24 protein-coding genes and 1 riboswitch are annotated in these 23,514 nt (G+C 74.8%); of the genes, 8 read left to right on the top strand and 16 right to left on the bottom strand.

All coding sequences use genetic code 11. The features are described from left to right. Positions 1-61 precede the first annotated feature (61 nt). The gene (locus tag ABTY40_RS00385) at positions 62-511 is read right to left on the bottom strand and encodes a lamin tail domain-containing protein (protein ID WP_345283654.1); all 450 of its coding nucleotides are present in this window, start codon (positions 509-511) and stop codon (positions 62-64) included. A 407-nt stretch (positions 512-918) separates the two neighbouring features. On the opposite strand from ABTY40_RS00385, the gene ABTY40_RS00380 reads away from it, so the two are divergent. After that, positions 919-1,143, top strand: a complete 225-nt coding sequence (locus tag ABTY40_RS00380; protein ID WP_352057475.1) for a hypothetical protein — start codon at positions 919-921, stop codon at positions 1,141-1,143. 239 nt (positions 1,144-1,382) lie between these two features. Further along, entirely contained in the window at positions 1,383-1,643 is a 261-nt protein-coding gene (locus ABTY40_RS00375) for a DUF2277 domain-containing protein (protein WP_352057474.1), read from the top strand. Here ABTY40_RS00375 and ABTY40_RS00370 read toward each other — a convergent pair. From ABTY40_RS00370 to ABTY40_RS00360, 3 genes are all read right to left on the bottom strand, one after another. After that, entirely contained in the window at positions 1,603-2,232 is a 630-nt protein-coding gene (locus ABTY40_RS00370) for a DedA family protein (RefSeq protein ID WP_386336935.1), read from the bottom strand. The two genes, ABTY40_RS00375 and ABTY40_RS00370, sit on opposite strands and share 41 nt — an antisense overlap. 417 nt (positions 2,233-2,649) lie before the next feature. Next, positions 2,650-3,216 carry a DoxX family protein gene (locus tag ABTY40_RS00365; protein WP_352057473.1) on the bottom strand — a complete coding sequence of 189 codons (567 nt, stop codon included), beginning with the start codon at positions 3,214-3,216 and terminating at the stop codon, positions 2,650-2,652. A gap of 186 nt (positions 3,217-3,402) precedes the next feature. Beyond that, positions 3,403-4,053, bottom strand: coding sequence for an HNH endonuclease family protein (locus tag ABTY40_RS00360; protein ID WP_352057472.1), 651 nt, complete (start codon positions 4,051-4,053; stop codon positions 3,403-3,405). Positions 4,054-4,316: 263 nt separating this feature from the next. On the opposite strand from ABTY40_RS00360, the gene ABTY40_RS00355 reads away from it, so the two are divergent. After that, positions 4,317-5,099, top strand: coding sequence for an ABC transporter permease (locus ABTY40_RS00355; RefSeq protein ID WP_352057471.1), 783 nt, complete (start codon positions 4,317-4,319; stop codon positions 5,097-5,099). Here ABTY40_RS00355 and ABTY40_RS00350 read toward each other — a convergent pair. Together ABTY40_RS00350 and ABTY40_RS00345 are read right to left on the bottom strand one after the other, a co-directional pair. Continuing rightward, complete coding sequence (locus tag ABTY40_RS00350; protein WP_352057470.1) at positions 5,083-5,751, bottom strand: HAD-IA family hydrolase; 669 nt, start codon at positions 5,749-5,751, stop codon at positions 5,083-5,085. The two genes, ABTY40_RS00355 and ABTY40_RS00350, sit on opposite strands and share 17 nt — an antisense overlap. A gap of 166 nt (positions 5,752-5,917) precedes the next feature. Beyond that, positions 5,918-7,153, bottom strand: a complete 1,236-nt coding sequence (locus ABTY40_RS00345) for a peptidoglycan-binding domain-containing protein (protein WP_352057469.1) — start codon at positions 7,151-7,153, stop codon at positions 5,918-5,920. Positions 7,154-7,288: 135 nt separating this feature from the next. On the opposite strand from ABTY40_RS00345, the gene ABTY40_RS00340 reads away from it, so the two are divergent. After that, positions 7,289-9,349 carry an MDR family MFS transporter gene (locus ABTY40_RS00340; protein ID WP_352057830.1) on the top strand — a complete coding sequence of 687 codons (2,061 nt, stop codon included), beginning with the start codon at positions 7,289-7,291 and terminating at the stop codon, positions 9,347-9,349. Positions 9,350-9,391: 42 nt separating this feature from the next. On the opposite strand, the gene ABTY40_RS00335 is transcribed toward ABTY40_RS00340, so the two are convergent. Then, complete coding sequence (locus ABTY40_RS00335) at positions 9,392-9,877, bottom strand: GNAT family N-acetyltransferase (RefSeq protein ID WP_502990446.1); 486 nt, start codon at positions 9,875-9,877, stop codon at positions 9,392-9,394. Positions 9,878-9,906: 29 nt separating this feature from the next. Next, on the bottom strand, positions 9,907-10,239 hold the full coding sequence (locus ABTY40_RS00330) for an antibiotic biosynthesis monooxygenase family protein (protein ID WP_352057467.1): 333 nt from the start codon (positions 10,237-10,239) through the stop codon (positions 9,907-9,909). 12 nt (positions 10,240-10,251) lie between these two features. Here ABTY40_RS00330 and ABTY40_RS00325 point away from each other — a divergent pair, with 12 nt between their 5' ends. Further along, positions 10,252-11,442, top strand: a complete 1,191-nt coding sequence (locus ABTY40_RS00325) for a serpin family protein (RefSeq protein ID WP_352057466.1) — start codon at positions 10,252-10,254, stop codon at positions 11,440-11,442. A gap of 59 nt (positions 11,443-11,501) precedes the next feature. Here ABTY40_RS00325 and ABTY40_RS00320 read toward each other — a convergent pair whose 3' ends face one another. After that, entirely contained in the window at positions 11,502-12,182 is a 681-nt protein-coding gene (locus ABTY40_RS00320) for an O-methyltransferase (protein WP_352057465.1), read from the bottom strand. Then, positions 12,179-13,288: a DUF2330 domain-containing protein gene (locus ABTY40_RS00315; protein WP_352057464.1), complete on the bottom strand. Its 1,110-nt coding sequence runs from the start codon at positions 13,286-13,288 to the stop codon at positions 12,179-12,181. Before ABTY40_RS00315 ends, ABTY40_RS00320 begins: the two co-directional genes overlap by 4 nt. Positions 13,289-13,599: 311 nt before the next feature. Here ABTY40_RS00315 and ABTY40_RS00310 point away from each other — a divergent pair, with 311 nt between their 5' ends. Continuing rightward, positions 13,600-14,820, top strand: a complete 1,221-nt coding sequence (locus tag ABTY40_RS00310; RefSeq protein WP_352057463.1) for a steroid 3-ketoacyl-CoA thiolase — start codon at positions 13,600-13,602, stop codon at positions 14,818-14,820. 425 nt (positions 14,821-15,245) lie between these two features. Here ABTY40_RS00310 and ABTY40_RS00305 read toward each other — a convergent pair whose 3' ends face one another. From ABTY40_RS00305 to ABTY40_RS00280, 6 genes are all read right to left on the bottom strand, one after another. Continuing rightward, the gene (locus ABTY40_RS00305) at positions 15,246-15,647 is read right to left on the bottom strand and encodes an aggregation-promoting factor C-terminal-like domain-containing protein (protein ID WP_352057829.1); all 402 of its coding nucleotides are present in this window, start codon (positions 15,645-15,647) and stop codon (positions 15,246-15,248) included. Between the two features lie 298 nt (positions 15,648-15,945). Continuing rightward, complete coding sequence (locus ABTY40_RS00300) at positions 15,946-16,821, bottom strand: ECF transporter S component (protein WP_352057462.1); 876 nt, start codon at positions 16,819-16,821, stop codon at positions 15,946-15,948. After that, positions 16,818-18,551 (bottom strand): ABC transporter ATP-binding protein, encoded by a 1,734-nt coding sequence (locus tag ABTY40_RS00295; RefSeq protein ID WP_352057461.1) that lies wholly within the window; start codon positions 18,549-18,551, stop codon positions 16,818-16,820. Before ABTY40_RS00295 ends, ABTY40_RS00300 begins: the two co-directional genes overlap by 4 nt. Further along, positions 18,548-19,705 (bottom strand): energy-coupling factor transporter transmembrane component T, encoded by a 1,158-nt coding sequence (locus ABTY40_RS00290; protein ID WP_352057460.1) that lies wholly within the window; start codon positions 19,703-19,705, stop codon positions 18,548-18,550. Before ABTY40_RS00290 ends, ABTY40_RS00295 begins: the two co-directional genes overlap by 4 nt. Next, positions 19,702-20,388 (bottom strand): SCO2322 family protein, encoded by a 687-nt coding sequence (locus tag ABTY40_RS00285; RefSeq protein WP_352057459.1) that lies wholly within the window; start codon positions 20,386-20,388, stop codon positions 19,702-19,704. Before ABTY40_RS00285 ends, ABTY40_RS00290 begins: the two co-directional genes overlap by 4 nt. Beyond that, positions 20,385-21,644, bottom strand: coding sequence for an SCO2321 family membrane protein (locus ABTY40_RS00280; protein WP_352057458.1), 1,260 nt, complete (start codon positions 21,642-21,644; stop codon positions 20,385-20,387). Before ABTY40_RS00280 ends, ABTY40_RS00285 begins: the two co-directional genes overlap by 4 nt. 107 nt (positions 21,645-21,751) lie before the next feature. Then, positions 21,752-21,813, bottom strand: a riboswitch (cobalamin riboswitch). Positions 21,814-21,985: 172 nt separating this feature from the next. Between ABTY40_RS00280 and ABTY40_RS00275 the strand changes: the two genes are divergently transcribed. Both ABTY40_RS00275 and ABTY40_RS00270 read left to right on the top strand, forming a co-directional pair. Then, positions 21,986-22,594, top strand: a complete 609-nt coding sequence (locus ABTY40_RS00275; protein ID WP_352057457.1) for a hypothetical protein — start codon at positions 21,986-21,988, stop codon at positions 22,592-22,594. Between the two features lie 174 nt (positions 22,595-22,768). Further along, the gene (locus tag ABTY40_RS00270) at positions 22,769-23,419 is read left to right on the top strand and encodes a hypothetical protein (RefSeq protein ID WP_352057456.1); all 651 of its coding nucleotides are present in this window, start codon (positions 22,769-22,771) and stop codon (positions 23,417-23,419) included. Positions 23,420-23,514: the final 95 nt, after the last annotated feature.

The raw sequence follows: 23,514 nt of genomic DNA, 5'->3' as shown, positions 1-23,514 counted from the left end.
GGGAGGGCAACGGCCTCCGCGTGCGCGAAGACCGTTGCCCGCGCCTAGATGTGATGAAGTGTCAGCACCACACGTAGTCGTAGCGCGTCGAGTTGTACGAGCAGACGTCCGCGCGCGTGCCGTTCGACTTGCGCAGCGTCGCCGTGTCTTTGTCGTTGTTCCAGACGTACCAGCCGCGGTTCTGGTAGACGTTCGCGGAGGTGTTGGTGCCGCGGCCCGTGCGCAGGGTCACGATCTTGCCCTTGCCGAGGACGAAGTTGCCGAAGGTGTACTTGTGGTTGGCGGCGTCCGTGACCGACCAGCCGCGCAGGTTGACCGCGGCGCCGGTCGTGTTGCGTATCTGGACGTACTCGGCGTTGATGCTGGTGTTGCCGCCCCGGTCGGTGCCCGGGCTGTCGTAGTAGATCTTGTAGAGGTGGACCGAGCCGGCGGCCTGCGCCTGCGAGGGCAGGAGCAGAACGCCGGAAGCGGCGGCCGCGGTCACGGCCGCGAGCGTGCGTGCGCGAAGCATGAATGTCCCTCAGTTTCCGTCCGGACTCCCGCCGTTGGGGCCCGGTGCGCACACAGGATACGCACGTTCTTCACGCCGTCCGCACGGCTTCCGGAGAGTGGGCGTCCGCTCGCCCGGCGCGCGGCCGTCACCGCCTCCTGTGACCGCCGGCGGCCGGGGAAGAGGGTGGCGGCGGGGCGGATCACGGCTGCCGTACGACGGAGGCGCGCCGTTTCGGGTGGCGGGTCCGTCACCTGCCGTCACGACCTGCCGGCCGGGCGGCACGGCGCCTCGGGGGCACAGGTGTGCGCTGCTCCGACCGGTCGGTCCGTCCATCGGAGGGGCATCTCCGGAGATACGTTGACAGGGCGCGAGGTCCGGGTTTCCCTAGGGGTCCCCAAGGATCAGGAACGGGACGGAGGGGACGCGTGCAGCCACTGCCCGAGGTCGGTGACCTCGTCCGTGACACCGCCACCGGGCGGGTCGGCTTCTACGTGCAGAGCGTCTCCGGCCGCTACCTGATCCGCGCCGTCCACGGCGGCGCCGAGTGGGAGGCCGAAGCCGCCGACGTGCAGCTCGCCACGCCCCTGCGGGAGCTCCGCGCCCGCGCCGCCGAGATCAACGCGCGCAGTCGGCGGGCCTTCGGGACGTGACGTTCCGGTCCGGCGGGCTGTCGCGGCGGCCGGGTCGCGGGGGCCCGTAGGAGTCGCCTGGTGACGCCGGCCCGGGTGGTCGAGCCAGGGGCGTGGAGCCCGGCGGGCTGGTCTCAGCGGCCGGCGCGCCTGAGGGTCGGCCGGGTGGCTCGGGGCGGCAGGGCGGCCGGTCGCTCCCCGTGAGCGGGGCCGTACCGGCGGGCGGGGCGATTGTCAGTGGTGCGCGTCACACTAGAGGCATGTGCCGAAGCATCAAGACGTTGCGACCTCCCGCGCTGCCCGAGGAGGCCACCGCGGACGACATCCACGCCGCCGCCCTGCAGTACGTACGCAAGGTGTCCGGTTTCCGCGCGCCCGCCGCGCACAATCGTGAGGTCTTCGACCGGGCCGTACGGGAGATAGCGGAGGCGACCGCCCGGCTGCTCGACGGACTCGAGGTACGCGGGGCGCACCCTGGCGTCAGGCAGCGGGCGCCGGAGCCGCAGCCGGACGCCGTATGAGGTACGCGGCGAGACCGCCCGCCAGGAACAGGGCCAGCGTCGACACGCCCGCGCTGAACCAGGTCGCGCCCAGCCACTGGCCGCCCAGCCAGCCGAGCCCGACGCTGTAGGACGCCCAGGTCACCCCCGCCAGCGCCGACCACGGCAGGAACTCCTCCACCCGCCGCTTCGCCGCGCCCGCGCCCAGGGACACGACGGAACGCCCGGCCGGTGCGAAGCGCGCCAGGACCACCAGCAGGCCGCCGCCCCGGGCCAGGGCGGTGCCGAGACGTTCCTGCGCCAGGGTGAGGCGGCGCGAGCGGGCGATGGCCCGGTCGAGGCGTGCCCCGCCGCGCCGGGCCAGGCGGTACGCGAGGAAATCGCCCAGGACCGAGGCGGAGGCCGCGCAGAGCAGAAGGGGCAGCAGCGAGGGCACGCCGGTGGAGGCGGCGGTGGCGGTCGCCGCCGCCGTCGCCGCGGTGATCACGAGGAAACCGCTCGGCAGCACGGGCAGGAAGACGTCGAGCAGGATCGACGTCGCCACCACCGGGTATATCCACGGGCCCGCGGTCAGCGACCTCAGCGAGCCCAGGCTGTCGAGCAGATTCACGCGCCTGAGACTACGCGGCGGCGCCGACCGGTCGCGGAGAGGGGCCGACGATCGCCGGGTAGGGCTGGATACGAGGGGCGGTCCGGATGCGACCGGATGCAAGGCGGGCCCGTCGCGAGGGCCGCGGCGGTCCGGAGGGTGAGGGCGGGAGCGGGAGTGGGAGACGGCGCCGCTCGGATCGCGGGAGCGGGGGCCCGCCCTGATCACGAGGGCGTACAGGAGCGAGAGCAACCCGGATCGCGGGGAGCGGGAGCAGGCGCGCCTCGGATCGCGGGGCCGGGAGCGGCCCGGGTTCGGGAGGGCGTATGGGCGCGCGGCGGGAAGCGGGGGGCGGTACGGGGCGGTATGCGCGGGTACGGCGGTGGCCGGAAACCGTTGTTGGGGTTCCGGCCACCGCCGCGTGCGGACCGTTTCGGGTCAGGCCTGGGCCGGCACGGTGGCGGTCTGCTGGTCGCCGTTCCCGTGCGCGCCGGAGCCGGCGGTGCCGCGGGAGCCGAAGGCGCGGTCCAGGGCCAGGGCGCCCGGGCCGGTGAAGACGAGCAGGGCGAAGGACCAGCAGAACAGGGCCGCGATCTCGCCGCCGTTCTGGAGCGGGAACAGCGCCTCCGGCTGGTGGACCTTGAAGTACGCGTACGCCATCGAGCCGGAGGCGAGGAAGGCCGCGCTGCGCGTGCCCACGCCGGCCAGGACCAGGACGCCCGCGACCAGCTGGATCACGGCCGCGTACCAGCCGGGCCAGGCCCCCGTCGGCACCGTCCCGCCGCCCACGGCCCCGCCCAGGACGCCGAAGAGGGAAGCGGCGCCGTGGCAGGCGAACAGCAGGCCCACGACGATCCGGAAGAGGCCGAGCGCGTAGGGCTGGGCCCGGTCGAGGCGGCCGACGAGGCCGTCCGGCGTGCCCGTGGTGCCTGCGGGGGCGGTGGCGCCCGTGGGGGCGCCGGGGGCTGTGGAGGCGGTGGCGCCCTGGGTGTTCGGGGTGCTCATGGCGGGGACTCCTTCGGTCTGGCCCGCTCGGGTGAGAGCGGACCGTGGGGGACGGGAACCGATGAGGCCGTCAGGTTAGGCACCCCTCATTAATACTTGCAAGTTCAACATTCGGCCGTCGGGGAGTCTGTGGCGCGGCTCACTCCCCGACGTCCGCATGGTGAGACCCCGTCAAGGGGAAAGGTTTCAGCAGGCGTTGAGAACCGACTGCAGGGCGCTCTTCTCCGCCGAGTCCACGCTGAGGTTCCAGTGGTACTTCACGTGCACCCAGGCGCGGGCGTAGGTGCAGCGGTACGCCGTGCGCGGCGGCAGCCACTCGGCCGGGTCGAGGTCGCTCTTGGCCTGGTTCACGTTGTCGGTGACGGCGATGAGCTGCGGCCGGGTGAGGTCGTTCGCGAAGGCCTGGCGCTGCGAGGTGGTCCAGCCGCTGGCGCCGGAGCGCCACGCCTCGGCCAGGGCGACGACGTGGTCGATGTCCAGGTCGGAGGCGACCGTCCAGGTGGCGCCGTCGTACTCCGAATACCAACTTCCGCTTATGGAAGCGCAGTTGGAGTCGGTCACGACGTTCACGCCGTCGCGCTTCAGGACGGTCTCGCGGGTGTTGCAGGCGCCGGACTGGGTGATCCAGTGCGGGAAGAGGTCCCGGCTGTAACCGGTGGAGGAACCTTCCGCCTTCACCGTCAGGGCGGCCAGGTAGCTGCGCGCCGTGGCGGCGCTCACCGGGGTGGGCATCGCGGCCTGTGCCGCCGGCGCGGTGGCGAGGAGTCCGGTGAGGGTGACGGCGGCGGAGGTGGCGAGCACGGCGATTCGACGCGCGTAGACGTTACCGAGGGGCATGGGAACTCCCTTGAAGGGGCGGGGGCATGGCCGTGTGCCGTCCCCGCGAGACGGGTGCCGGGCGACGGCCCGGTCATCGTGGCGGCGCCAGGTTTCGGTGGGGGGTGCGCCAGGTAACAGGGTGGCGACATGGGCACGTCACATCAAGGGGTGTGACGGGATTGGCGGAGCGTCAGATTCCGCCCCGCGCATATGGGTTGGTTTGGGCGGCGACGCCCCTTCTGTCTTCAGGGGAGCGGGGGTCGCGCGCCTAGGGTGGGCCCGTGCTTCTGGACGTGAACGCCACCTTCGCCGCGGTCCTCGCCGTACTCCTCGCCGCCGCCGCGGGTGTCGTCGCCCTCGCCCGGCTCGGCCGGGCCCGCGACACCCTGCTCGCCGGCGCCCGGGCCGCCGTCCAGCTCGTGGCCGTCTCGCTGGTGATCGGCTGGGTGGTGCGGTCCGTACCGCTGCTGTTCTGCTTCCTGGTCCTGATGTACGCGGTGGCGGTACGCACGGCCGGGCGCCGGGTCGTACCCGCGCCGGGCCGGGGCTGGTGGTGGGCGGCCGTACCGATCGCCGCCGGTGTCCTCCCGGTGGTCCTGGCCCTCGTCCTCACGGGGCTCGTACCGGTGAAGGGCATCACGCTCGTGCCGGTGACCGGCATCCTCGTCGGCGGCGCGCTCACGGCCACCGTTCTGGCGGGCCGTCGCGCGCTCGACGAGCTGGAGGGGCGGTGGGGGGAGGTGGAGGCCGGGCTGGCGCTCGGCCTGCTCGCCCGGGAGGCCCGGCTGGAGGTGGCGCGGAAGGCGGCGGCCGACGCCCTGCTCCCGGGCATGGACCAGACCCGCACGGTCGGGCTCGTCACCCTGCCCGGCGCCTTCGTCGGCATGCTCCTCGGCGGTGCGTCACCGCTGCACGCCGGGGCCGTTCAGCTGTTCGTGCTCATCGCCCTGCTGGCGGTGCAGGCGGTCGCCGCGGCGACCGTCCTGGAACTCGTCGCCCGCGGCCGGATCGTCAGGCCGCGGGCGGGGGAGGCGGGGGAGGGGCCGGTTACGGCAGCGCGGTGAGCGTGACCGTGCCGTCGGCGCCCGCCTCCACGCGGAGCCGGGTGAGGTCCGGCACGTACAGATCCGGTGCGAACGCCGCCGCCCGGGGGCCCACGCCCACGATCCGCATGCCGGCCGCCCGGCCCGCCTGGATGCCGGCCTCGGAGTCCTCGAAGACCACGCACTCCGCAGGGGTGAAGCCCAGTTCCGCCGCCCCCTTGAGGAAGCCCTCCGGGTCCGGCTTGCTGGCTCCTACGCACTCGGCGGTGATCCGGGTCTCCGGCATCCGCAGCCCCGCCGCCCCCATCCGGGCCGCCGCGAGCGCCGCGTCCGCCGAGGTCACCAGCGCGTGCGGGAGCCCGGCGATCGCGTCCATGAAGGCGGGGGCGCCGGCGACGGGAACGACCCCGTCGAGGTCGGCGGTCTCCTCGGCCAGCATGACGCGGTTGTCCGCGTGGTTCTGTTCCATCGGGCGGTCGGGCAGGAGGACCGCCATCGTGGCGTACCCCTGGCGTCCGTGCACCACCTTGAGGACCTCGTCCCCGTCCAGGCCCTGCCGGTCCGCCCAGCGGCGCCAGCAGCGTTCGACGACGGCGTCCGAGTTGACGAGGGTGCCGTCCATGTCGAGCAGGAGGGCGCGGGCGGTGAGCGGTGCCGGGGTGGTGGCGGCCATGGGGTCTCCCGAGGGGTGGCGCGGAGAACAGAGTGGACCCGCCCGCCGGTCAGGGAGTGCGAGCGGGGCCACTTTGTTTTTTAACGATACAAAACCGGGGGCGGTCTTGGCCAGCCGGTTCGCCTCCGGTCCGCTACCCGGACCGGACGCGGGCATGCCGCCGGGTTCAGATGTGGGGCGTGTTCCGCTCCAGAACCTCACGGGTGGCGGGGCCGTACACGCCCCTCGGGTCCTCCTGGATGTACATCCACGACTGGTACGCCTTCACCGCGCGCCAGACGCCCTGGTCGTACGCGCCGTCCAGCGGCCCGTCGTAGGCGCCCACGTCGGTCAGCCGCTCCTGCAGCTCCCGCACCTCCGCCCCGCTGTCCCCGTAACTCAGCGTGCGCGGCTCCTCCGCGGGTTCCTCCGTCTCCTCGGGCGGAGGCGGCGCGATCGGCCGGGTGCTCGGTGCGCCCGTCCCGGTTCCGGGCGCCGCCGGGGCCGTGGACGCGGGGTCCGCCGGTGCGCCCGGCACCGTGGACGTACCGGAGGCCGACGCGGACGCGGACGTGGAAGCCGGCGCCGAGGACGGGCCGGTCGGTGAGGCGGAGGCGGAAGGGGAGCCCGAGGCCGTCGGGGTCGCCGAGCCGGACGGGGAGGCGGAGCTTTCCCGTGCCGACGGCGACGCGGAGGACGGCTCGGGGCCCGAGGTGGACGGCGTCGCGGTGGACGGCGCCTCCGATACGGCGATGTTCAGCGACGCGCTCGTGGTCACCTCGGGCACCGCCGCCCGGTCCTCACGCTCGCTGCCGAACCCCAGGACCGCCGCCGCGAGGGCCGCCGTGCCCGCCACGGCCGCCGCCGACACCAGGACGACCGTCCCGCCCCGCCGGGCGCCGCGCCGGCGCGGCCCCGCCCCGTCGCTCATGCCCGCCGCGCCGGGCCCGTCGATCAGCAGCGGCCTCGTCTCGTCGGCGCCGCCGCCGCGATACGGTTCCGGACCCGCCGCCCAGTACGGTTCGGGGCCCGCCCCCCGGCCCCCGGAGCCCCCACCCGTCCCGCCCGTCCCGCCCGTCTCACCCGTCACGCCCTCCGGCCGCACGGCGGTCAGCCGCGCCGTGGGCGCATCTTCCTCACCGGAACCACCGGAACCACCGGAACCACCGGAACCACCGGAACCGCCGGAACCGCCGGAGCCGCCGGGGCCCGATCCCAAGGAACCGCCGGTCACCCCCTCGGCACCCCCGGCACCCCCCGCCCCCGCGTCCCCCTCCTCCGTCGCCTCCAGCGTCACGTACGGCCGGATGCGCAGCGGGTCGAAGTCCTCGGCCGCCGCCACCTCCGCCGCGAGCCCGGCCGCCCGGGCGCACGCGCAGCCAGGTCTGTGTCCACCGCATTCAGGACAGACATGTCCGGTCATGATGGGTCCCCTCCCCGAAACGACTGCGAGCGATTATGCAGTCCACCCCCTTCGGGCGGGTGAACACACGTACCCCTCGGCAGGCCATATCCGGACATTCGGATCATGATGGAGGGAACCTCCGAGGAGACGCCCATGGCCCAGGACATCCGCTCGCCCCAGCTCGGCGGCGGCCCCGCGCCCGGAGCGGGGCAGAGCCACCGCGGGGTCCTCGTCGCGATCGGCGCGCTGCTGCTCGGCATGCTGCTCGCCGCGCTCGACCAGACCATCGTGTCGACCGCCCTGCCGACCATCGTCAGCGAACTCGGCGGCATGGAACACCTCTCCTGGGTGGTCACCGCCTACATGCTGGCCTCCACCGCGGCCACCCCCCTGTGGGGAAAGCTCGGCGACCAGTACGGGCGCAAGAAACTCTTCCAGGCCGCCATCGTCATCTTCCTCATCGGCTCCGCCCTCTGCGGCATCGCCCAGAACATGCCGCAGCTCATCGCCTTCCGCGCGGTCCAGGGCCTCGGCGGCGGCGGGCTCATGGTCCTGTCGATGGCGATCGTCGGCGACCTCGTGTCGCCGCGCGAGCGCGGCAAGTACCAGGGCCTCTTCGGCGCCGTCTTCGGCGCCACCAGCGTGCTCGGCCCCCTGCTCGGCGGTGTCTTCACCGAGCACCTCTCCTGGCGTTGGGTCTTCTACATCAACCTGCCGGTCGGCATCGTCGCCCTCTTCGTCATCGCCGCGGTCCTGCACATCCCGGTCCGCTCCACCCGCCACACCATCGACTACCTCGGCACCTTCCTCATCGCCTCCGTCGCCACCTGCCTCGTCCTCGTCGCCTCCCTCGGCGGTACGACGTGGGCCTGGGGCTCGGCGCAGATCATCGGCCTCGCCGTCCTCGGAGCCGTACTGCTCGTCTGGTTCGTGCGCGTCGAACGGCGGGCGGCCGAGCCGGTCCTGCCGCTCAAGCTGTTCCGGGTGCGGACCTTCACGCTGGTCTCCGTCATCAGCTTCGTCATCGGCTTCGCGATGTTCGGCGCGATGACCTACCTGCCGACCTTCCTCCAGGTCGTCCAGGGCGTCACCCCGACGATGTCCGGCGTCCACATGCTGCCCATGGTCTTCGGCGTGCTCCTCACCTCCACCGCGTCCGGGCAGATCGTCTCCCGCACCGGCCGGTGGAAGATCTTCCCGATCCTCGGCACCGCCGTCACCGCCCTCGGTCTGCTGCTCCTCCACCAGTTGAGCGAGACCAGCTCGACCTGGATGATGAGCGTCTACTTCTTCGTCTTCGGCGCGGGCCTGGGCCTGGTCATGCAGGTCCTCGTCCTCGTCGTCCAGAACGCGGTCTCCTACGAGGACCTCGGCGTCGCCACCTCCGGCGCCACCTTCTTCCGCTCCATCGGAGCCTCCTTCGGCGTCGCCGTGTTCGGCACGATCTTCACCAACCGGCTCACGCACAAGCTGGAGGAGGTCTTCGCCGGCGCCGGTCCCGGAGTGCCGCCCGGCACCGGGCCCGAGCAGGTCGCCGCCGACCCCCGCGCCATCGGGGCGCTGCCGCCCGGACTGCGCCCTTCCGTGCTCCACGCGTACGCCACGTCCATCACCGACGTGTTCCTGTACGCGGCGCCGGTCGTCCTCCTCGCCTTCGTCGTCGCCTGGTTCCTGAAGGAGGACCGGCTGCGCGGGTCCGTCACCGCGCCCGACACCAGCCAGACGCTCGCCTCCAACCCGGTCGAACGCTCCTCCTACGACGAGTGCGCGCGCGCCCTGTCCGTCCTCGGGTCCCGGGAGGGACGCAAGGCGGTGTACGAGAAGATCACCGCGCGCGCCGGGCTCGACCTGCTGCCCGCGTCGAGCTGGCTGCTCCTGCGCATCCGCCGGCACGGGTCCGTCGAACCGGCGCTGCTCGCCGAGAGCACGCCCGTGCCGCTGCGGGCGATCACCGAGGCCGCCCGGGAGGTGGAGGGCCGGCGCCTGGCCCGCAGGGAAGGGCTCCAGCTGATGCTCACCGACGAGGGAGTGGTGGCCGCGACCAAGCTGGCCAAGGCCCGGGAGGACTCGCTGGCCGAACTCCTCGGCGACTGGTGGGGCCCGGAGCGGCCCACCGATCTCGTACGGCTCGTGGAGGAGCTGACGGCCGAGCTGAGCGGCTCGGACGCGGAACGCCCGCACACGCCGCCACCGCCCCGCGACCACCACGCCTGAGACGGGGGGAGGCGGGGCGCGAAGGCACCGGAACCGGGTGGCTCAGAGCTCCTTGCCGTACCAGACCTCCATGTACGGACCCGTGCAGTACGCCGGTATCTCCGCGTATCCGTGCCGGGTGTACAGGGCCCGCGCCTCCACCAGGTCCAGGCGGGTGTTCAGGACCATCCGGCGCGCGCCGAGGTCCCGGGCGGCGTCCTCCAGGTGCGCCAGGAGCGGGCCCGCGCCGCCCTTGCCCCGGTAGGCGTGCCGCAGGAAGACCCGGGTCAGCTCGGCGCGCTCCTCGTCCAGGAGCAGGACGCCGCCGCATCCGGCCGCCTCACCGGCGAAGCGGGCCACCAGGAACGCCCCGGTCGGCGCGGTCAGGAGCTCCACCCCGTCGTTCGTCAGGCCCTCGTCGATCTCCGCCTCGGTGGCGGGCCGCTTCCAGTAGCGGCCGGCGACGTCGCCGTAGTACTCGCGGCGCAGGGCGGTGGCGTCCGGGGTGTCGACGCGCTCGGGGGTGAAAGTCCAGGTCATGCGCGCCATTCTGGGGCGCGCACGACACCGGACGCACCTCAGTTCTTCGGGGACGCCTGCTGGACGACCTCGAACGACCACAGGGTCGAGCCGGAGGCGGCCGGCTTCGGGCGCTCGGCCCCGCCCTCGCCGCCGGCCGTGCCCTGGTGGGCGGCCTTCATGGAACCGTTCATCCAGGCCTGGAAGTCCTCCTCACTGCGCCACCGGGTGTACACCAGGTACTGGTCGGTGCCCTCCAGCGGGCGCAGCAGCTCGAACCACTCGAAACCGTCGGACCCCTCCACGGCCCCGGCCCGCGAGGCGAACCGCTGCTCCAGGACGTCCCGCTGCTCGGCGGGGACGGTCAGTACGTTGATCTTCACGATGCTCATGGAGGGCAGGATATGACCCCGCACCCCGCGAACGATCACCTCGGACGCGCCGCCGACGCGGTGCGGGAGTGGGGCGGGCGGTGGGTGGAGCGGTTCGGGGCGCGGGACTTCGTGTGCGCGCCCGCCGGGTTGTGGCTGGCGCTCGGGGCCGTGGCCTCGGGGGCGCGGGGGCGGACGGCCGCGGAGTTGCGGGAGGTGGTCGGGGCCGGCGGGGAGGCCGCGGCGGAGGCGGTGACCGAGGTGGGGCGGCGCATCGGCGAGGGGGCGGCGGCCGGGGTGGCGGTCGCGACGGGGGTGTGGAGCCGGGTGCCGGTGCGCGGGGCGTTCCGGCGCGGGCTGCCGGACGTACGGTTCGGGGTGCTGCCCGGCGCGGCGTACTTCGCGCTGCCCGACGCCGCGTTCGGGGCGACGGACGACCTGTCCTTCGAACCCGGGACCGGGCCGGCGGACGCGGACGCGCAGGGGGAGATCGAGACCTGGGTACGGGGGGCCACGGGGGGCAGGATCACGCGGCTGCCACTGGAGCTGGACGGTTCCGAGCAGCTGGTGCTCGTCAACGCCCTGGCACTGAAGGCCTCGTGGGCGAGCGCCTTTCCCCGGCACCTCACCCGGGACGCGCCCTTCACGGACGGCGACGGGGTCACCCGTCCCGTACCGACGATGCACCGGCGCGTGCCGGGCGCCTGGGCGTGGCGGACGGGCCGGGTCACCGTGGTGGAGCTGCCCTGTGCGGGGGAGGGGGTGCCCCGGGTCCGGTTCGCGCTCGGCCCCCGGGACGCAGGGCCGGGCGAGGTGATCACCGCCGCGTGGGCCGACGGCGGCGGTGGCCGTGCCCCGTTCGGCGCGCGGGCCGTCGACCTCGCCCTGCCGCGCTTCTCGCTGCGTACGCGGACCGACGTCACCCGCGACCTGCCGGCCCTCGGCGTCACGCGCGCCGTGCGCCCCGGGGCGGATTTCTCCGGGCTCTCGGCGGCGGAGCTGTTCGTCTCCGGGGTCGGACAAGGGGCGCTGGTCGAGATCGCCGAGGAGGGGGTGGAGGCGGCGGCCGTCACGCAGGTGACCATGGCCCGCAGCGCGGCACCGCCCCGCCCCGGGGCGGCTGAACGGATCGCCTTCGACCGGCCCTTCGGCGTGGTCGTCCTCGACGCGACGGGCCGGCTGCCCCTCTTCGCCGGCTGGCGCCGCACCGCGCCCGTCGTCTGAGGCCGAACCGGCCCGGCGGACGGCGGACCAGACGGTCGTCCGGTCCGCCCGTCCGCCGGTCAGCCGGTCACGCGGGCGATCAGCAGCCCGTCGTACCCCTTCGTGCCGACCGTCTGGAGGGCGGTCGCGTCGAGGCGCGGTTCGCGGGCGACGAGTTCGAACATCTCGCGGGTGCCGGTGATCGCCGGGTCGTCCGGGTGCGGGGTGGCGACCTTGCCGTCGCGTACGACGTTGTCCACGACGATCAGGCTGCCCGGGCGGCTCAGCTTCAGCGCCCAGGACACGTAGTGCGGGTTGTTGACCTTGTCGGCGTCGACGAAGACGAGGTCGAAGGGGCCGGCGCCCTCCTGGTCCAGGAGCGGGAGGGTGTCGAGGGCGGCGCCGGTGCGGACCTCGACCTGCTTGTCCAGGCCGGCGCGGGCGATGTTGGCGCGGGCGACGTCCGCGTGCTTCGGGTCGTACTCCAGGGTCGTCAGCGTGCCGTCGGCGGGCAGCGCGCGGGCGAGCCAGATGGTGCTGTAGCCGCCGAGCGTGCCGATCTCCAGGATCTTCCGGGCGCCCTGGACGAGCGCCAGGAGGTGGAGGAACTTGCCCTGGTTGGGGGCGACGGCGATTTCGGGCAGGCCCGCGGCCGTGGAGTCGGCGAGCGCGGCGGTCAGCGCCTCGTCGGCGGGGGCGAGGAGATCGGTGACGTAGGTGTCGACCTCGGACCACTGCGGATTGGGCTGAGAGAGCGTCATGCGGCCGACGCTACACCGCTGTTCGCCCCATTCGTCCGCCGTTTCCGCCGGGCGCGCAGCGCTGCGCCGGCGGTGAGGGCCGCCGCACCGGCGACCACGGCGAGCAGCCAGACCGGGACGCCGCCGGCGACGGTGAGCAACCGGTCGGTGTACTCGACGCGGCGGTACGGCGTGTCGGCGACGGTCCGCAGAAGGTGGTCCCCGTCGATCCGCTCGGGGCGCGGGAAGCCCTGCTCGAGAGCGGTCAGGTGGACGGTGCGGCCACCCGTGAGGCCGGCGAGGGGCCCCTCCGGGCGGTCGACGCGGCCCGCGAAGGTCACCTCTGGGCGCTCGCCGCCGATCGCCGAGCGCGGCTCCATGCGGTGGTCGGCCAGGACGTACAGGCCGAGGGACTGCGGCGTCCGCGCGAGGCGCGAGAGGCGCATCGGGTAGACGAGTTCGCGCGAGGCGAAGGTGATCCGCAGCGGGGTGAGTTCGCCGCGCAGGACCGCGTTCTCCTCCTCCGGGGCCAGGCGGATCGCGACGTACTCCCACCTCCGCTCGACGTACGGCCGCAGCGCGCCCGGCAGGCGTTCGGGCAGGTCGAACCCGTGCGCGCGGAGCCAGCGGCCGAGGGCCTCGGGATCGGTGGCCGTCAGCCGGGCCACGTCGAAGGGGCCGAGCCGCTCGCGCCCGACGACACCGACCCCGGTGCCGGCCGCGCCGCCGGGCGCCGCCGCCCCCGCCCCGTCGCCGCGGCCCGCGCTGAAGGGCCAGTCGTCGCCGCGCGGCCAGAAGTAGAAGCGGTCGCGCCGCTCGGGGGCGGTGAGGTCTTCGAGGTGGTCGAAGAGGCCCGGGTCGCCGAGCGTGACGTCGGCGCGGCCCGGGACCGGCATGATCCAGGCGGCCCGCCGGGCGTTGCCGCTGACGTGGAAGCGCATGACGATCGTCTCGGTGGCGCCGTCCCAGTGGACGGCGGACTCCTCGCGGTCCACGCCGATGCGCGCCGCCGGGTCCGGGATCATGGCGCCGCAGCCGCAGGCGTACGCCGGCACGACGAGCGTGCCGAGCAGCTGGAAGGCGATCAGCGCGACGAGTGTGGTCAGGATTCGGTGTGTCCCCCGCATGTGGTGTCGGACGCGGGCCGGGAGGGGCCGGTTCCGCGCGGGAGCGGGGGTCGGTGCCGGGGGGCGGCTCCGTACGGACGCAGGTCGGAGTCGGTGGGGGAGCGCCGCAGGGCGCGGGGGGCCGGGCCGTACGGCAACGCGTTCCAGCCGACCGGTCCGGCGCGGCGGGAACCGGCGCCTGCCCCGCCCTTGCGTACCGGCGGTAGCAGTCCTCAGACTGCTCGGGAATCCGGAACGCGTACCAGTCGCCCCTGACGCGCCGACCGGGCGGGTGCCACGCTCCCGGCCGGGGCCGAGGAGAGGACGAGACCATGCCCGCGGAACCCGTCATCGTCGAAGCCGTACGCACCCCCCTCGGCAGGCGGGGCGGCGCGCTCGCCGGGCTCCACCCCGTCCGCCTCCTGGGGGAGACCTACCGCGAACTCCTCGCCCGCACCGGCATCCCCGCCGACTGCGTCGAGCAGATCGTCGGCGGTACGGCCACCCTCGCCGGCGAACAGGCGGGAAACCCCGCGCGCACCGCCTGGCTGGCGACGGGGCTCCCGTACGAGACGGCCGCGAGCACGGTCGACGCCCAGGGCGGCTCCTCGCAGCAGGCGAGTCACATGGTGGCCAACATGATCGCGGCCGGGGTCATCGACGTGGGCGTCTCCTGCGGCGTCGAGTCCGCGTCCCGCGTGCCGCCCGGCTCCGGCTCACCGTTCGGATGGGACGCCCGCGAACCGATCGGCGCCGACCCCGGCACCGGAACCGGCAGCCCCTTCCCGGACGGGTGGGACGTCGACCTGCCCCACCCGGTCGAGGCCGCCGAGCGCATCGCCCGCCGCCGCGGACTCACCCGGGAGCACGCCGACGCCCTCGGGCTGCTCTCCCGGGAGCGGGCGGCCGTCGCCCGGTCCGAGGAGCGCTTCAAGCGCGAGACCTTCCCCGTCCGGGTTCCCGCCGGCGCGGAGGAGCGGGCGGCGGGGCGCGGCCCGGGACGGCTCGTCGACCGGGACGAGGTGCCGGGTGACACCGGTACGCAAGAGCCGGCGCGGCTCCGGCCCCTCCTGCCCATGGCGATCCACACGGCCGGGAACGCGGCCCCGGCCGCCGACGGCGCCGCCGCGCTCCTGTGGGCCTCCCGGCGCACGGCCCGCGCCCTGAAACTGCGGCCCCGCGCCCGGATCGTGGCGCAGGCGCTCGTCGGCGCCGATCCGCACCGCCACCTCGACGGGCCGGTGGACGCGACCCGCGCGGTGCTGGGCAGGGCCGGGATGAGCCTGCGGGACATCGACCTCGTGGAGATCGACGAGGTCTTCGCCTCGGTGGTGCTGAGCTGGGCGCGGGAGTTCGAAAGCGATCTCGACGGCCTGGAGAAGGTGAACGTCAACGGCGGCGCGCTCGCGCTGGGCCACCCCCTCGGGGCCGCCGGCGTCCGGCTCCTGACCACCGCGTTGCACGAGCTGGAGCGCGCCGACAAGGAGTTCGCCCTGGTCACCCTGTGCGCGGGCGGAGCGCTCGCCGGGGCGACGATCCTCCAGCGGCTCTGAGGGAGCGGGGGCGGAGTCGGCCGGGCCCTGGGCATCGGGCCCGGAAACGCCGCAGGCCCCGCCCCTCCGGGTGCGGAGGGCGGGGCCTTGCGGATGCGCGGACCGGGTGTGGGGGACCGGCGGGGTGTCCGGCCGGACTCGTGGACCGGCTGGACGCGGGGCCGGCGGTCGTGGGCCGGCCGGTACTGCGGGGCCGACCGTTCGAGGGCCGGCCCGGGTGCTGCGGGGCCGCGGCGCCGCGCTGGAGGCGGCGCTCCGACTGCCGCACGGCTGTGCCGTGCCGCGGTCCTGCGGGACCGTGCGAGGTGACGGGCCGCGCCGGTACGGCGCGGGGCCACCGGGGTGCGGCGGTGAGCCGCGGAGCTGCCCGGTACCGGCGGAGCCGCCGGGTACCCGTGGGGCTGCCCGCTACCGGGCGGTGCTTCTTAGTACCAGCCGTTGGCCTGCCAGAACGCCCAGGCGGCGTTCGGGGAGCCGTAGCGCTCGTTCATGTAGTTCAGGCCCCACTTGATCTGGGTGGCCGGGTTGGTCTTCCAGTCGGAACCGGCCGAGGACATCTTCGAGGCCGGCAGGGCCTGGACGAGGCCGTAGGCGCCGCTGGAGGAGTTGGTCGCGGCGGGGTTCCAGCCGGACTCGTGCTCGACGATCTTGCTGAAGGACGTGTACTGCGAGGCGGGCACGATCTGCCGGGCGAGCTCCTGCGGGCTGGCGGCCGAGGCCGAGCCCGTCGTGCCCAGCACCGCACCGGACGCGCCGAGCAGCACGGCTGCGGAGGCGGCGAAGGTCTTCTGGCGGGCGGAGACACGAGTGGTGAGCGAGCGGAACAAAACGTCATACCTAACGTCGGGGACATGGGTCGCGCCGGGCGTTTTCGGCATGCCGGAACCAGAGCCCGGGAGACCCGGGGACTGGGGGGAACCGGCCGTCCGTGGCGCTGCGATCAGCACCGGCTGCCTGGCGACGTCCACCAGACAAGCAAACCCGGCGGGACGGTGCAACGACCCCCTGTACGAGGAAGGTTCGGACCCCGGGGGCCGCTCCGGCGGGGTTCCCCCGCTCCCTCACCGGGTCGTTTCCGCAGGTGAGATCCCTGTATGGGCGTTTTGGGAGGATTATCCAGGACTACTATTCCGGCTCGTACGTGACCTGGGTCCTATGAGGGGCCTCACCCGGGAGGGGCTTCCGGGGACCCTCGAATGTGACCTGGGCCGCGAAGTTCGCCCGCCGCGTGGCCCGCCGCAGCGCCCGCAGCAGAGGCCCGCCCACCGCCCAGGTGAGGACGACCGTGAGCACCGCCCGCCCCAGGTCCCAGGCGAGGGACGTGGCCACCACGTACGCCAGGAACCGCACCAGGTTCTCGCCCAGCGGGTCCCCGGGCCGGAAGGAGATCGCCTGCCCCGCCCCGCCGACGGTCACCCACCCGTACAGATTGGTGACCGTGCCGTACGCGAACGCCGCCACGACCCCGTACGCCGAGAGCATCAGCAGCTCCCGCCGGCCCCGGATCCGCTCCGGTCCGGGCAGCAGGCCCGCGCCCATGGCGAACCAGCCCATCGCCATCATCTGCATCGGCATCCACGGCCCCACCCCGCCCGTCAGGAGCGCGGAGGCGAAGAGGGTGACCGCGCCCAGGACGAAGCCGAAGCCGGGCCCGAGGACCCGGCCGCTGAGCAGCATCAGGAAGAACATCGGTTCCAGACCGGCCGTCCCCGCCCCCAGCGGGCGCAGCGCGGCGCCCACGGCGGCGAGCACGCCCAGCATGGCCACCGCCTTGGCGTCCATCCCGCAGTCCGCGATCGTCGCCACCACCACGGCGATGAGCAGCGGCAGCAGCAGGGCGAAGAACCACGGCGCGTCGGCCGCGTGGTCGGTGACGGCGGATCCCGCGTCGGCCAGCAGCGGCCAGCTGACGGCCGCCAGGCCGACCAGGGACACGAGCACCAGGGCCGCGACCGACTTCGGACCCAGCCGGATCGGGCGGGCGGGGGCGCCGGCGCTCACAGGGCCGCCTCCACCTGTTCGACCGTGAGCCACGGCCGGGGGGCGAGGACCTTCGCCACCTGCGGGGAGAAGGCGGGCGAGGAGACGACCACCTCGGCCGTCGGGCCGTCCGCCACCACCTCGCCGCCCGCGACGATCACCACGCGGTCGGCGAGTTCGGCGGTCAGTTCCACGTCGTGGGTGGCGAGGACGGTCGCGTGTCCGGCGGCCGCGAGGGTACGGAGGTGGGCGACCAGCCGGGCCTTGGCGGCGTAGTCCAGACCACGGGTCGGCTCGTCCAGGAGGAGCAGCGGCGGGCGGCCGGTCAGGACGACGGACAGGGCGAGCGCGAGCCGCTGCCCCTCCGACAGGTCCCGGGGATGCGTGGTGTCCGCCACGCCCGGCAGCAGCTCGGCCACCAGGGCCCGGCAGGTGCCGGGGGCGGCGCCCGCGTCGGCGTCGGCCGCCGCGCACTCGGCGGCGACGGTCTCCGCGTACAGCAGGTCGCGCGGCTCCTGCGGGACCAGGCCCACCCGCCGGATCAGGGTGCGCGGATCGGTGGTGTGCGGGGTCAGGCCGGCCACGCGGACGGTGCCGGCGGTGGGGGCGATCGTGCCGACGAGCGTGTGGAGGAGGGTCGACTTCCCGGCGCCGTTGCGGCCCATCAGGGCGACGGTCTCGCCGGCCCGCACCTGGAGGTCGATCCGGCGCAGCGCCTCGACCCGGCCGCGGCGGACGGCCAGGCCGCGCACGTCGACCAGGGGGCCGGGCGCCGTGTCCTCGGCCGGGGCGGTGCGCGCCCTGCGGAACGGGGAACGGCGGCCGGAGCCCCGTCCCGGGAACCCGGCGCGGGACGGACCGCCGGCCCCGGACGGACCCGTCACCTCGGTTCCGCCGTCCTCCGGGACGTGCCGCCCCGCGAGGTCGCGCGGCGGCTCCGGGTTCCGGTCGGCGAGGCGGTCGCGGAGGGCGGCGGCGCGGCGGCGGGCGTCGCGGACCGTCAGGGGGAGCGGGTCCCAGCCGGCGAGCCGGCCCAGGGCGACCACCGGCGGGTGGACCGGCGAGACGGCCATGATCTCGGCCGGCGGACCCATGCGGCCGTCGGGGAGCAGAAGGACCTGGTCGGCGTACTGGACGACCCGTTCCAGGCGGTGTTCCGCCATCAGGACCGTCGTGCCCAGGTCGTGCACGAGCCGCTGGAGGACCGCGAGGACGTCCTCGGCCGCCGACGGGTCCAGGGCGGAGGTCGGCTCGTCGAGGACGAGGACCCGCGGGTGCGGGGTGAGGACGGAGCCGATCGCGACCCGCTGCTGCTGGCCGCCGGAGAGCGTGGCGATCGGCCGGTCCCGCAGCTCGGCCAGGCCGAGCAGGTCGAGGGTCTCCTCCACGCGGCGGCGCATCACGGCCGGTGCGAGCCCGAGGGACTCCATGCCGTACGCCAGCTCGTCCTCGACCGTGTCGGTGACGAAGTGCGCCAGGGGGTCCTGGCCGACCGTGCCCACCAGGTCCGCCAGCTCGCGCGGCTTGTGGGTGCGGGTGTCCCGGCCGCCGACGGTGACCCGGCCGGTCAGGGTGCCGCCCGTGAAGTGGGGGACGAGCCCGGACACCGCGCCGAGCAGGCTGGACTTGCCGACCCCGGACGGGCCGACGAGCAGCACCAGCTCGCCCTCGGGCACGGTCAGGTCCACGTTCCGCAGGGTCGGCGCGGCGGCCCCCTCGTAGGTGACGGAGACGTTCTCGAAGCGGATCACGTGTCCTCCTTCGGTACGGGGGCGACGAACGCGGGCAGCAGACCCACCAGGACCGCGAGCGCCGGCCACAGCGGCAGTTCCGGTGTCTCCAGCGGGACGACCCCGGGACGCAGGGCGTCCGGTACGCGGGCGGCGGCGAGGACCATCGCGGCGGCGACCGTGACGCCCGAAGCGGCGACCAGCCACGACCGGGGTCCGAACCGGTCGGGCCGGTAGCGGGTGCGGACGGTTCGGCGCCCGCCGAGCCGGAGCCCCGCGAGGGCGGCGAGCAGCCCCGCGCCGAGCAACGGCAGCCCGTACCCGGCGCCCTCCGCGGCGAGCAGCCCGTACGAACCGGCGCACACACCGAGGAGACCGCCCAGGACCAGCAGGTTCGTGGTGCGGCGTACGGAGTCGGGGACGAGGGCGGTCCGCCCGTAGCCGCGCGCGTCCATGGAGGCGGCCACGGCGATCGACCGCTCCAGGGCCCCTTCCAGGACCGGCAGGCCGATCTGGAGCACCGCGCGCACCCCGCCCGTGGGCCGGCCCCGCAGGCGGCGGGCGGTGCGCAGCCGCACCACGTCGGCGACCAGGTTCGGGGCGAAGGTCATCGCCACGACGACCGCGACCCCGGCCTCGTACAGGGCGCCCGGCAGCGACTTCAGCAGCCGCGCCGGGTTGGCGAGCGCGTTGGCGGCGCCCACGCAGATCAGCAGGGTCGCCAGCTTGGCGCCGTCGTACACGGCGAAGACCAGCTGCTCGGCCGTCACCCGGCCCCCGATCCGTACCCCCCGCGCCCAGTCGGGCAACGGCACCTCGGGCAGCGTGAACAGGGCGGTCGTGCCCGGGATCGGCGAACCGAGGACCAGCGAGAAGACGACCCGCAGGAGCACGACGAACAGGCCGAGCTTCACGAACGCGCCGTACGAGCGGGCCCAGGGCGCGTCCGTGCGGCGGGCCGCGACCACATAGCCCGCGACGGCGACGATCAGGCCGAGGAGGAGCGGATTGGTGGTGCGGGAGGCGGCGACGGCGAGTCCGAGCGCCCAGAGCCACCAGGCCCCGGCGTGCAGCGCGTTGGACCGGTTCGCCTCCGGGGCCGCGAGCCCGGCCCCGGCGGTGACGATAAGGCCTCCGGGACCGGGCGTGCGGGTGGTACGGCGGGCGGGGGTCATCCGCGCCGGCGGGCCTTCCAGACGGCGGCGCCGCCGAGGGCCAGCACGGCCGCGCCGCCGACGAGCACGCCGAGCGACGGGCCGCCGCCCGAGGGCGTGGACGCGGTGCCGGTCTCCCCGGACGCGGGCGCGGCCGGCGGGGCGTCGGCGACCTGCTCGCCGCAGCCCTTCGCCGGGTAGCCGGCGATCCCGCAGAGCAGGGCCGTGCTGTTGTACCGGAGCGGCTTGACGACCGCGGCCAGGGCGTCGGCGGCCGTCGCCGGCTCCGGGACCTGCGCGCAGCCGGTCCGCAGGACGTCGCGGGGCGGGGTCTCCCCGGGCGGGGCGTCCTTGGGGCCGCCGAAGTCGACGACGACGGCGACCCGCTTCGTCCCCTGCCGCTCGGGCACGTCCCCGCAGATCCGGGCGGCGTCCGGGGCGGTGGAGGGCCGGGCCGCGTCGGCGGAGTCGGCGCTGAGCGCGAAACGGAAGCCGATCGCGGAGCCGTCGGCCGGCCGGGCGGTCGCCGGGCCCTGTGTGGCATACGTCCAGCGGCCGGCGTCGGCCTCCCAGAAGGACCAGTAGCGGTATCCGGCGGCCTCGGCCGAGGGGGCCGCCGCGGCGAGCGCGAGGAGCGCCCCGGCCGAGGCGCCCGCCACCCGGACACGAGTACGGCCGCGGCTGCGGAGGCGGACCGTGGTCACTTCTTGCGGCCGCTCAGGAGGAAGCCGATGCCGACCCCGACGACCGTGCCGATGCCGATGATCCACCAGAGGTCGAAGCCGCCCTCGTCGTCGTCGCTGGTGGAGGAGGCGGAGGTGTCCGGGGTCTTGGGGGCCGGGCCGGTGGCGTTGAGCTGCTCGACCAGGTCGGCCTCACCGAAGTCGCGCGGGTCGGCCTCCATGGCGCGGGCGGCCAGGATCAGCTGCGCGTAGGCGGCGGGGCCGTTCTCCTTCGCCCAGGCGGCGGAGTTCTGCTCCAGCCACTGGAGCGCGGGCTCCGCCTGCCGGCCGACACCGGCGGCGGCGAGCGCGACGACGGCGTCGGCGGTGTTGCCGAAGTCGGGCTTCTCGGCCGGGTCGGTCGCGCCCGGCATCGGCGGGGTGGTCAGGTGACCGGACTTCACGAGCGCCTTCGCCAGGTACGAGGCGCCGTTGAGGGCGGCCCGCTCGGCGGTGGGCTCGGGCAGGTCGACGCAGGTGGGCGCCTGCGGCGGGGAGGCCTTGGTGGCGGCGACGCCCTTGCCGAGGCCGGCCAGGACCGCGGCGGCCGTCGCGTCGGCGTTGGCGAGCAGCTTGCCCGCCTTGTCCGGCTGGTAGGCGAAGGCGCCGGGGCCCGTCTCGTCCTCGCAGGGGAGGGCGAAGGTGAGGAGCGCGTCGTAGGGGGTGCGGCCCGTGGGCGAGGTGAAGGAGGTGGGCTTCACGCCGGTCGCCGCGAGGGCGCTGACCACGATGGACGTGGAGTTGGCGTCGCTGGCGCCGCCGGGGCTGTAACTCCAGCCGCCGTCCTTGTTCTGCACGGACCGCAGCCACGTGGTGCCGGCCTTGACGGCCTTGTCGGCCTTGGCCGGGTCCGCGGCCTGGCGGCGGACGGCGGCCAGCGCCTGTACGGCGACGGCGGTGGCGTTGCTGTCCCGCAGGGTCTTCGCGTCGCACGGCTTGCCGGTGTCCGCCCGGTAGGAGGCGAAGGACCCGTCGGCGCACTGCTGGGCGACGAGCCAGTCCACGGCACGGTCGGCGGGCTGGTAGCCCGTGGCGCGCTGGGCGAGGAAGGCGAGCGACTGGCGCCACACGCCGTCGTAGGTGGGGTCGCCCGTGCCGTACAGGCCGGAGGCGTTCCCCGAGGCGGTGGCGGCCGGCGCGGACGGCGACGGCGTGGCGGAGGCGACGCCGGTGGCTCCCGCGCCGAGCACGACTGCGGCGGCGGCGAGCGCGGCGGCGCCGCGGCGGACGGTGTTCATGGGGCCCTCTCCTGCGGCCGGTCACCGGTACGCCTCACGGCACCAGGCTCCGGCTCCGTAATCCTCGACGGGTGCCGGCCGTCACGTCCCGGGCGGGGCATTCCGACTCGCCGCGCTCGCGACGAGGCGGCTCACGGTTGCGGGTCAGTGCCGGATTCGCACCGGCTTCCCCCCGTACGGGGCATGATGACGACGCGCCCACTCTACCGGCCCGTACGCGCCGCTCCCGGGGGTGGGAGCCGCCTCACACCGGCGCGGGCGGGCGGCCGGACCCGCCCGGCGGAGTCCCCGGCCCCTGTGTGACACTCCCCGCACAAGCGTGCGACAAGGGTGGGGAAGACATGGGGAACACACGGGTGACGGCCGTCGCCGGAGCGATGGCGGCGGCGCTTCTGGCGGCGGGGTGCGGGCCGGGTGGGTCGAGCACGGGCGCCGCGCCGTCTTCCCGCGCCCCGGCCGCCTCCGTGTTCGCCACCCCGGCCTCCACCACCGGCCCCTTCGGTCAGAGGGCGGTGTACGACGAGATCGCGGCGGTCGCGACCGCGGCGAAACTGCCCGGCTTCGAGATACCGCAGTTCGACGACTCCAGCCCCAGCCGGTCCGCCACCGCCCCAGCCACGGAGAAGGAGCGGGTGGTGCGGCGAGCCATGGCCTGCTCCGCCATATGGGGCTCCCTCCCCAGTCCCGTCGACCTGGTGGGGGACGGGTTCGACAAGGCGGTCGCCGACTTCCGGTGGAGGGGCTGGACGGTCGGGGAACCGGAGGAGGAGACCCGGGACGACGGTGCCACCGTGCAGCGCGTCATCCTCACGAACCGGGGCTGGACCATGGTCGCCGGGCGCCATGTGCTGGGGGAGGACGTCCCGGTCGAAACCCTCCTCTTCCTGGCGAGAGAAGACGTCTGCATGGAGCAATTCACCGACCGGGAGTTGGACCTCCTCGGCTGGTGAGGGCGTACAGCCCTGACCGGGACCGCCGTCACGTCCCGGTCAGGGCTGTACGACTCGCCGCGCTCGCGGCGGAGCGGCGCACGGTTGCGGGTCCGTGCCGGATGCGCAGTCGGCGGAGTCCCCGGCCCCTGTGTGAGACTCCCCGCACAAGCGTGCGACGAGGGTGGGGAAGACATGGGGAACACACGGGTGGCGGCCGTCGCCGGAGCGATGGCGGCGGCGCTGCTGGCGGCGGGGTGCGGGCCCGGTGGCGCGGGTACGGGCTCCGCTCCCGCGCCGGTCTCGGGCACCCCGGCCGCCTCCGCCCCCGCCGCCCCGGCCTCCACCACCGGTCCCTTCGGACGGAGGGCGGTGTACGACGAGATCATGGCGGTCGTGACCGCGGCGAAACTGCCGGGCTCCGGCACCCCGGGGATCGGCGGCCCCACGCCCGGCCGGACCGCCCCCGCCCCCACCCCGACCACGGAGAAGGAGCGGGTGGCGCAACGCGCCATGGCCTGCTCCGCCGTCTGGGCCACCTACGCGCGTCCCGCCGACGGGACGGGGGACCGGTTCGACGAGGCGATCACCGACCTCCGGTGGAGGGGCTGGTCGGCCGGGGAGCCGCGGGAGGAGAAGATCGGCGACAAGGGCGACACGATGCGGAGTGTCGCCCTCACGAAGCGGGGCTGGACGCTGAACGCCACGCACCAGGTCATGCGGGAGATGGTCACGGGCGACAACCTCCTCTTCATCGCCACGGAGGACGCGTGCATGAAGCGGTTCACCGCGCGGGAGCTGGAGCTCCTGGAGGAGGGGCCGGATCGCGGGGACGAACAACCCTGACCGACACGGCCGTTGGGTCGGGGTGTCGTTCCCGCGTGCAAAACTGGGCCCTTGATCACGGGGGCAACGGGCCTTCGTGCGCGCGAGTTCGGGAG

The sequence above is a fragment of the Streptomyces sp. NPDC126503 genome (assembly GCF_040302405.1).
Taxonomy (GTDB): Bacteria; Actinomycetota; Actinomycetes; order Streptomycetales; family Streptomycetaceae; genus Streptomyces; species Streptomyces gulbargensis.
The sequence above is the reverse complement of the archived record's forward strand: the minus strand, read 5'-3'. Positions and strand labels throughout refer to the sequence as shown.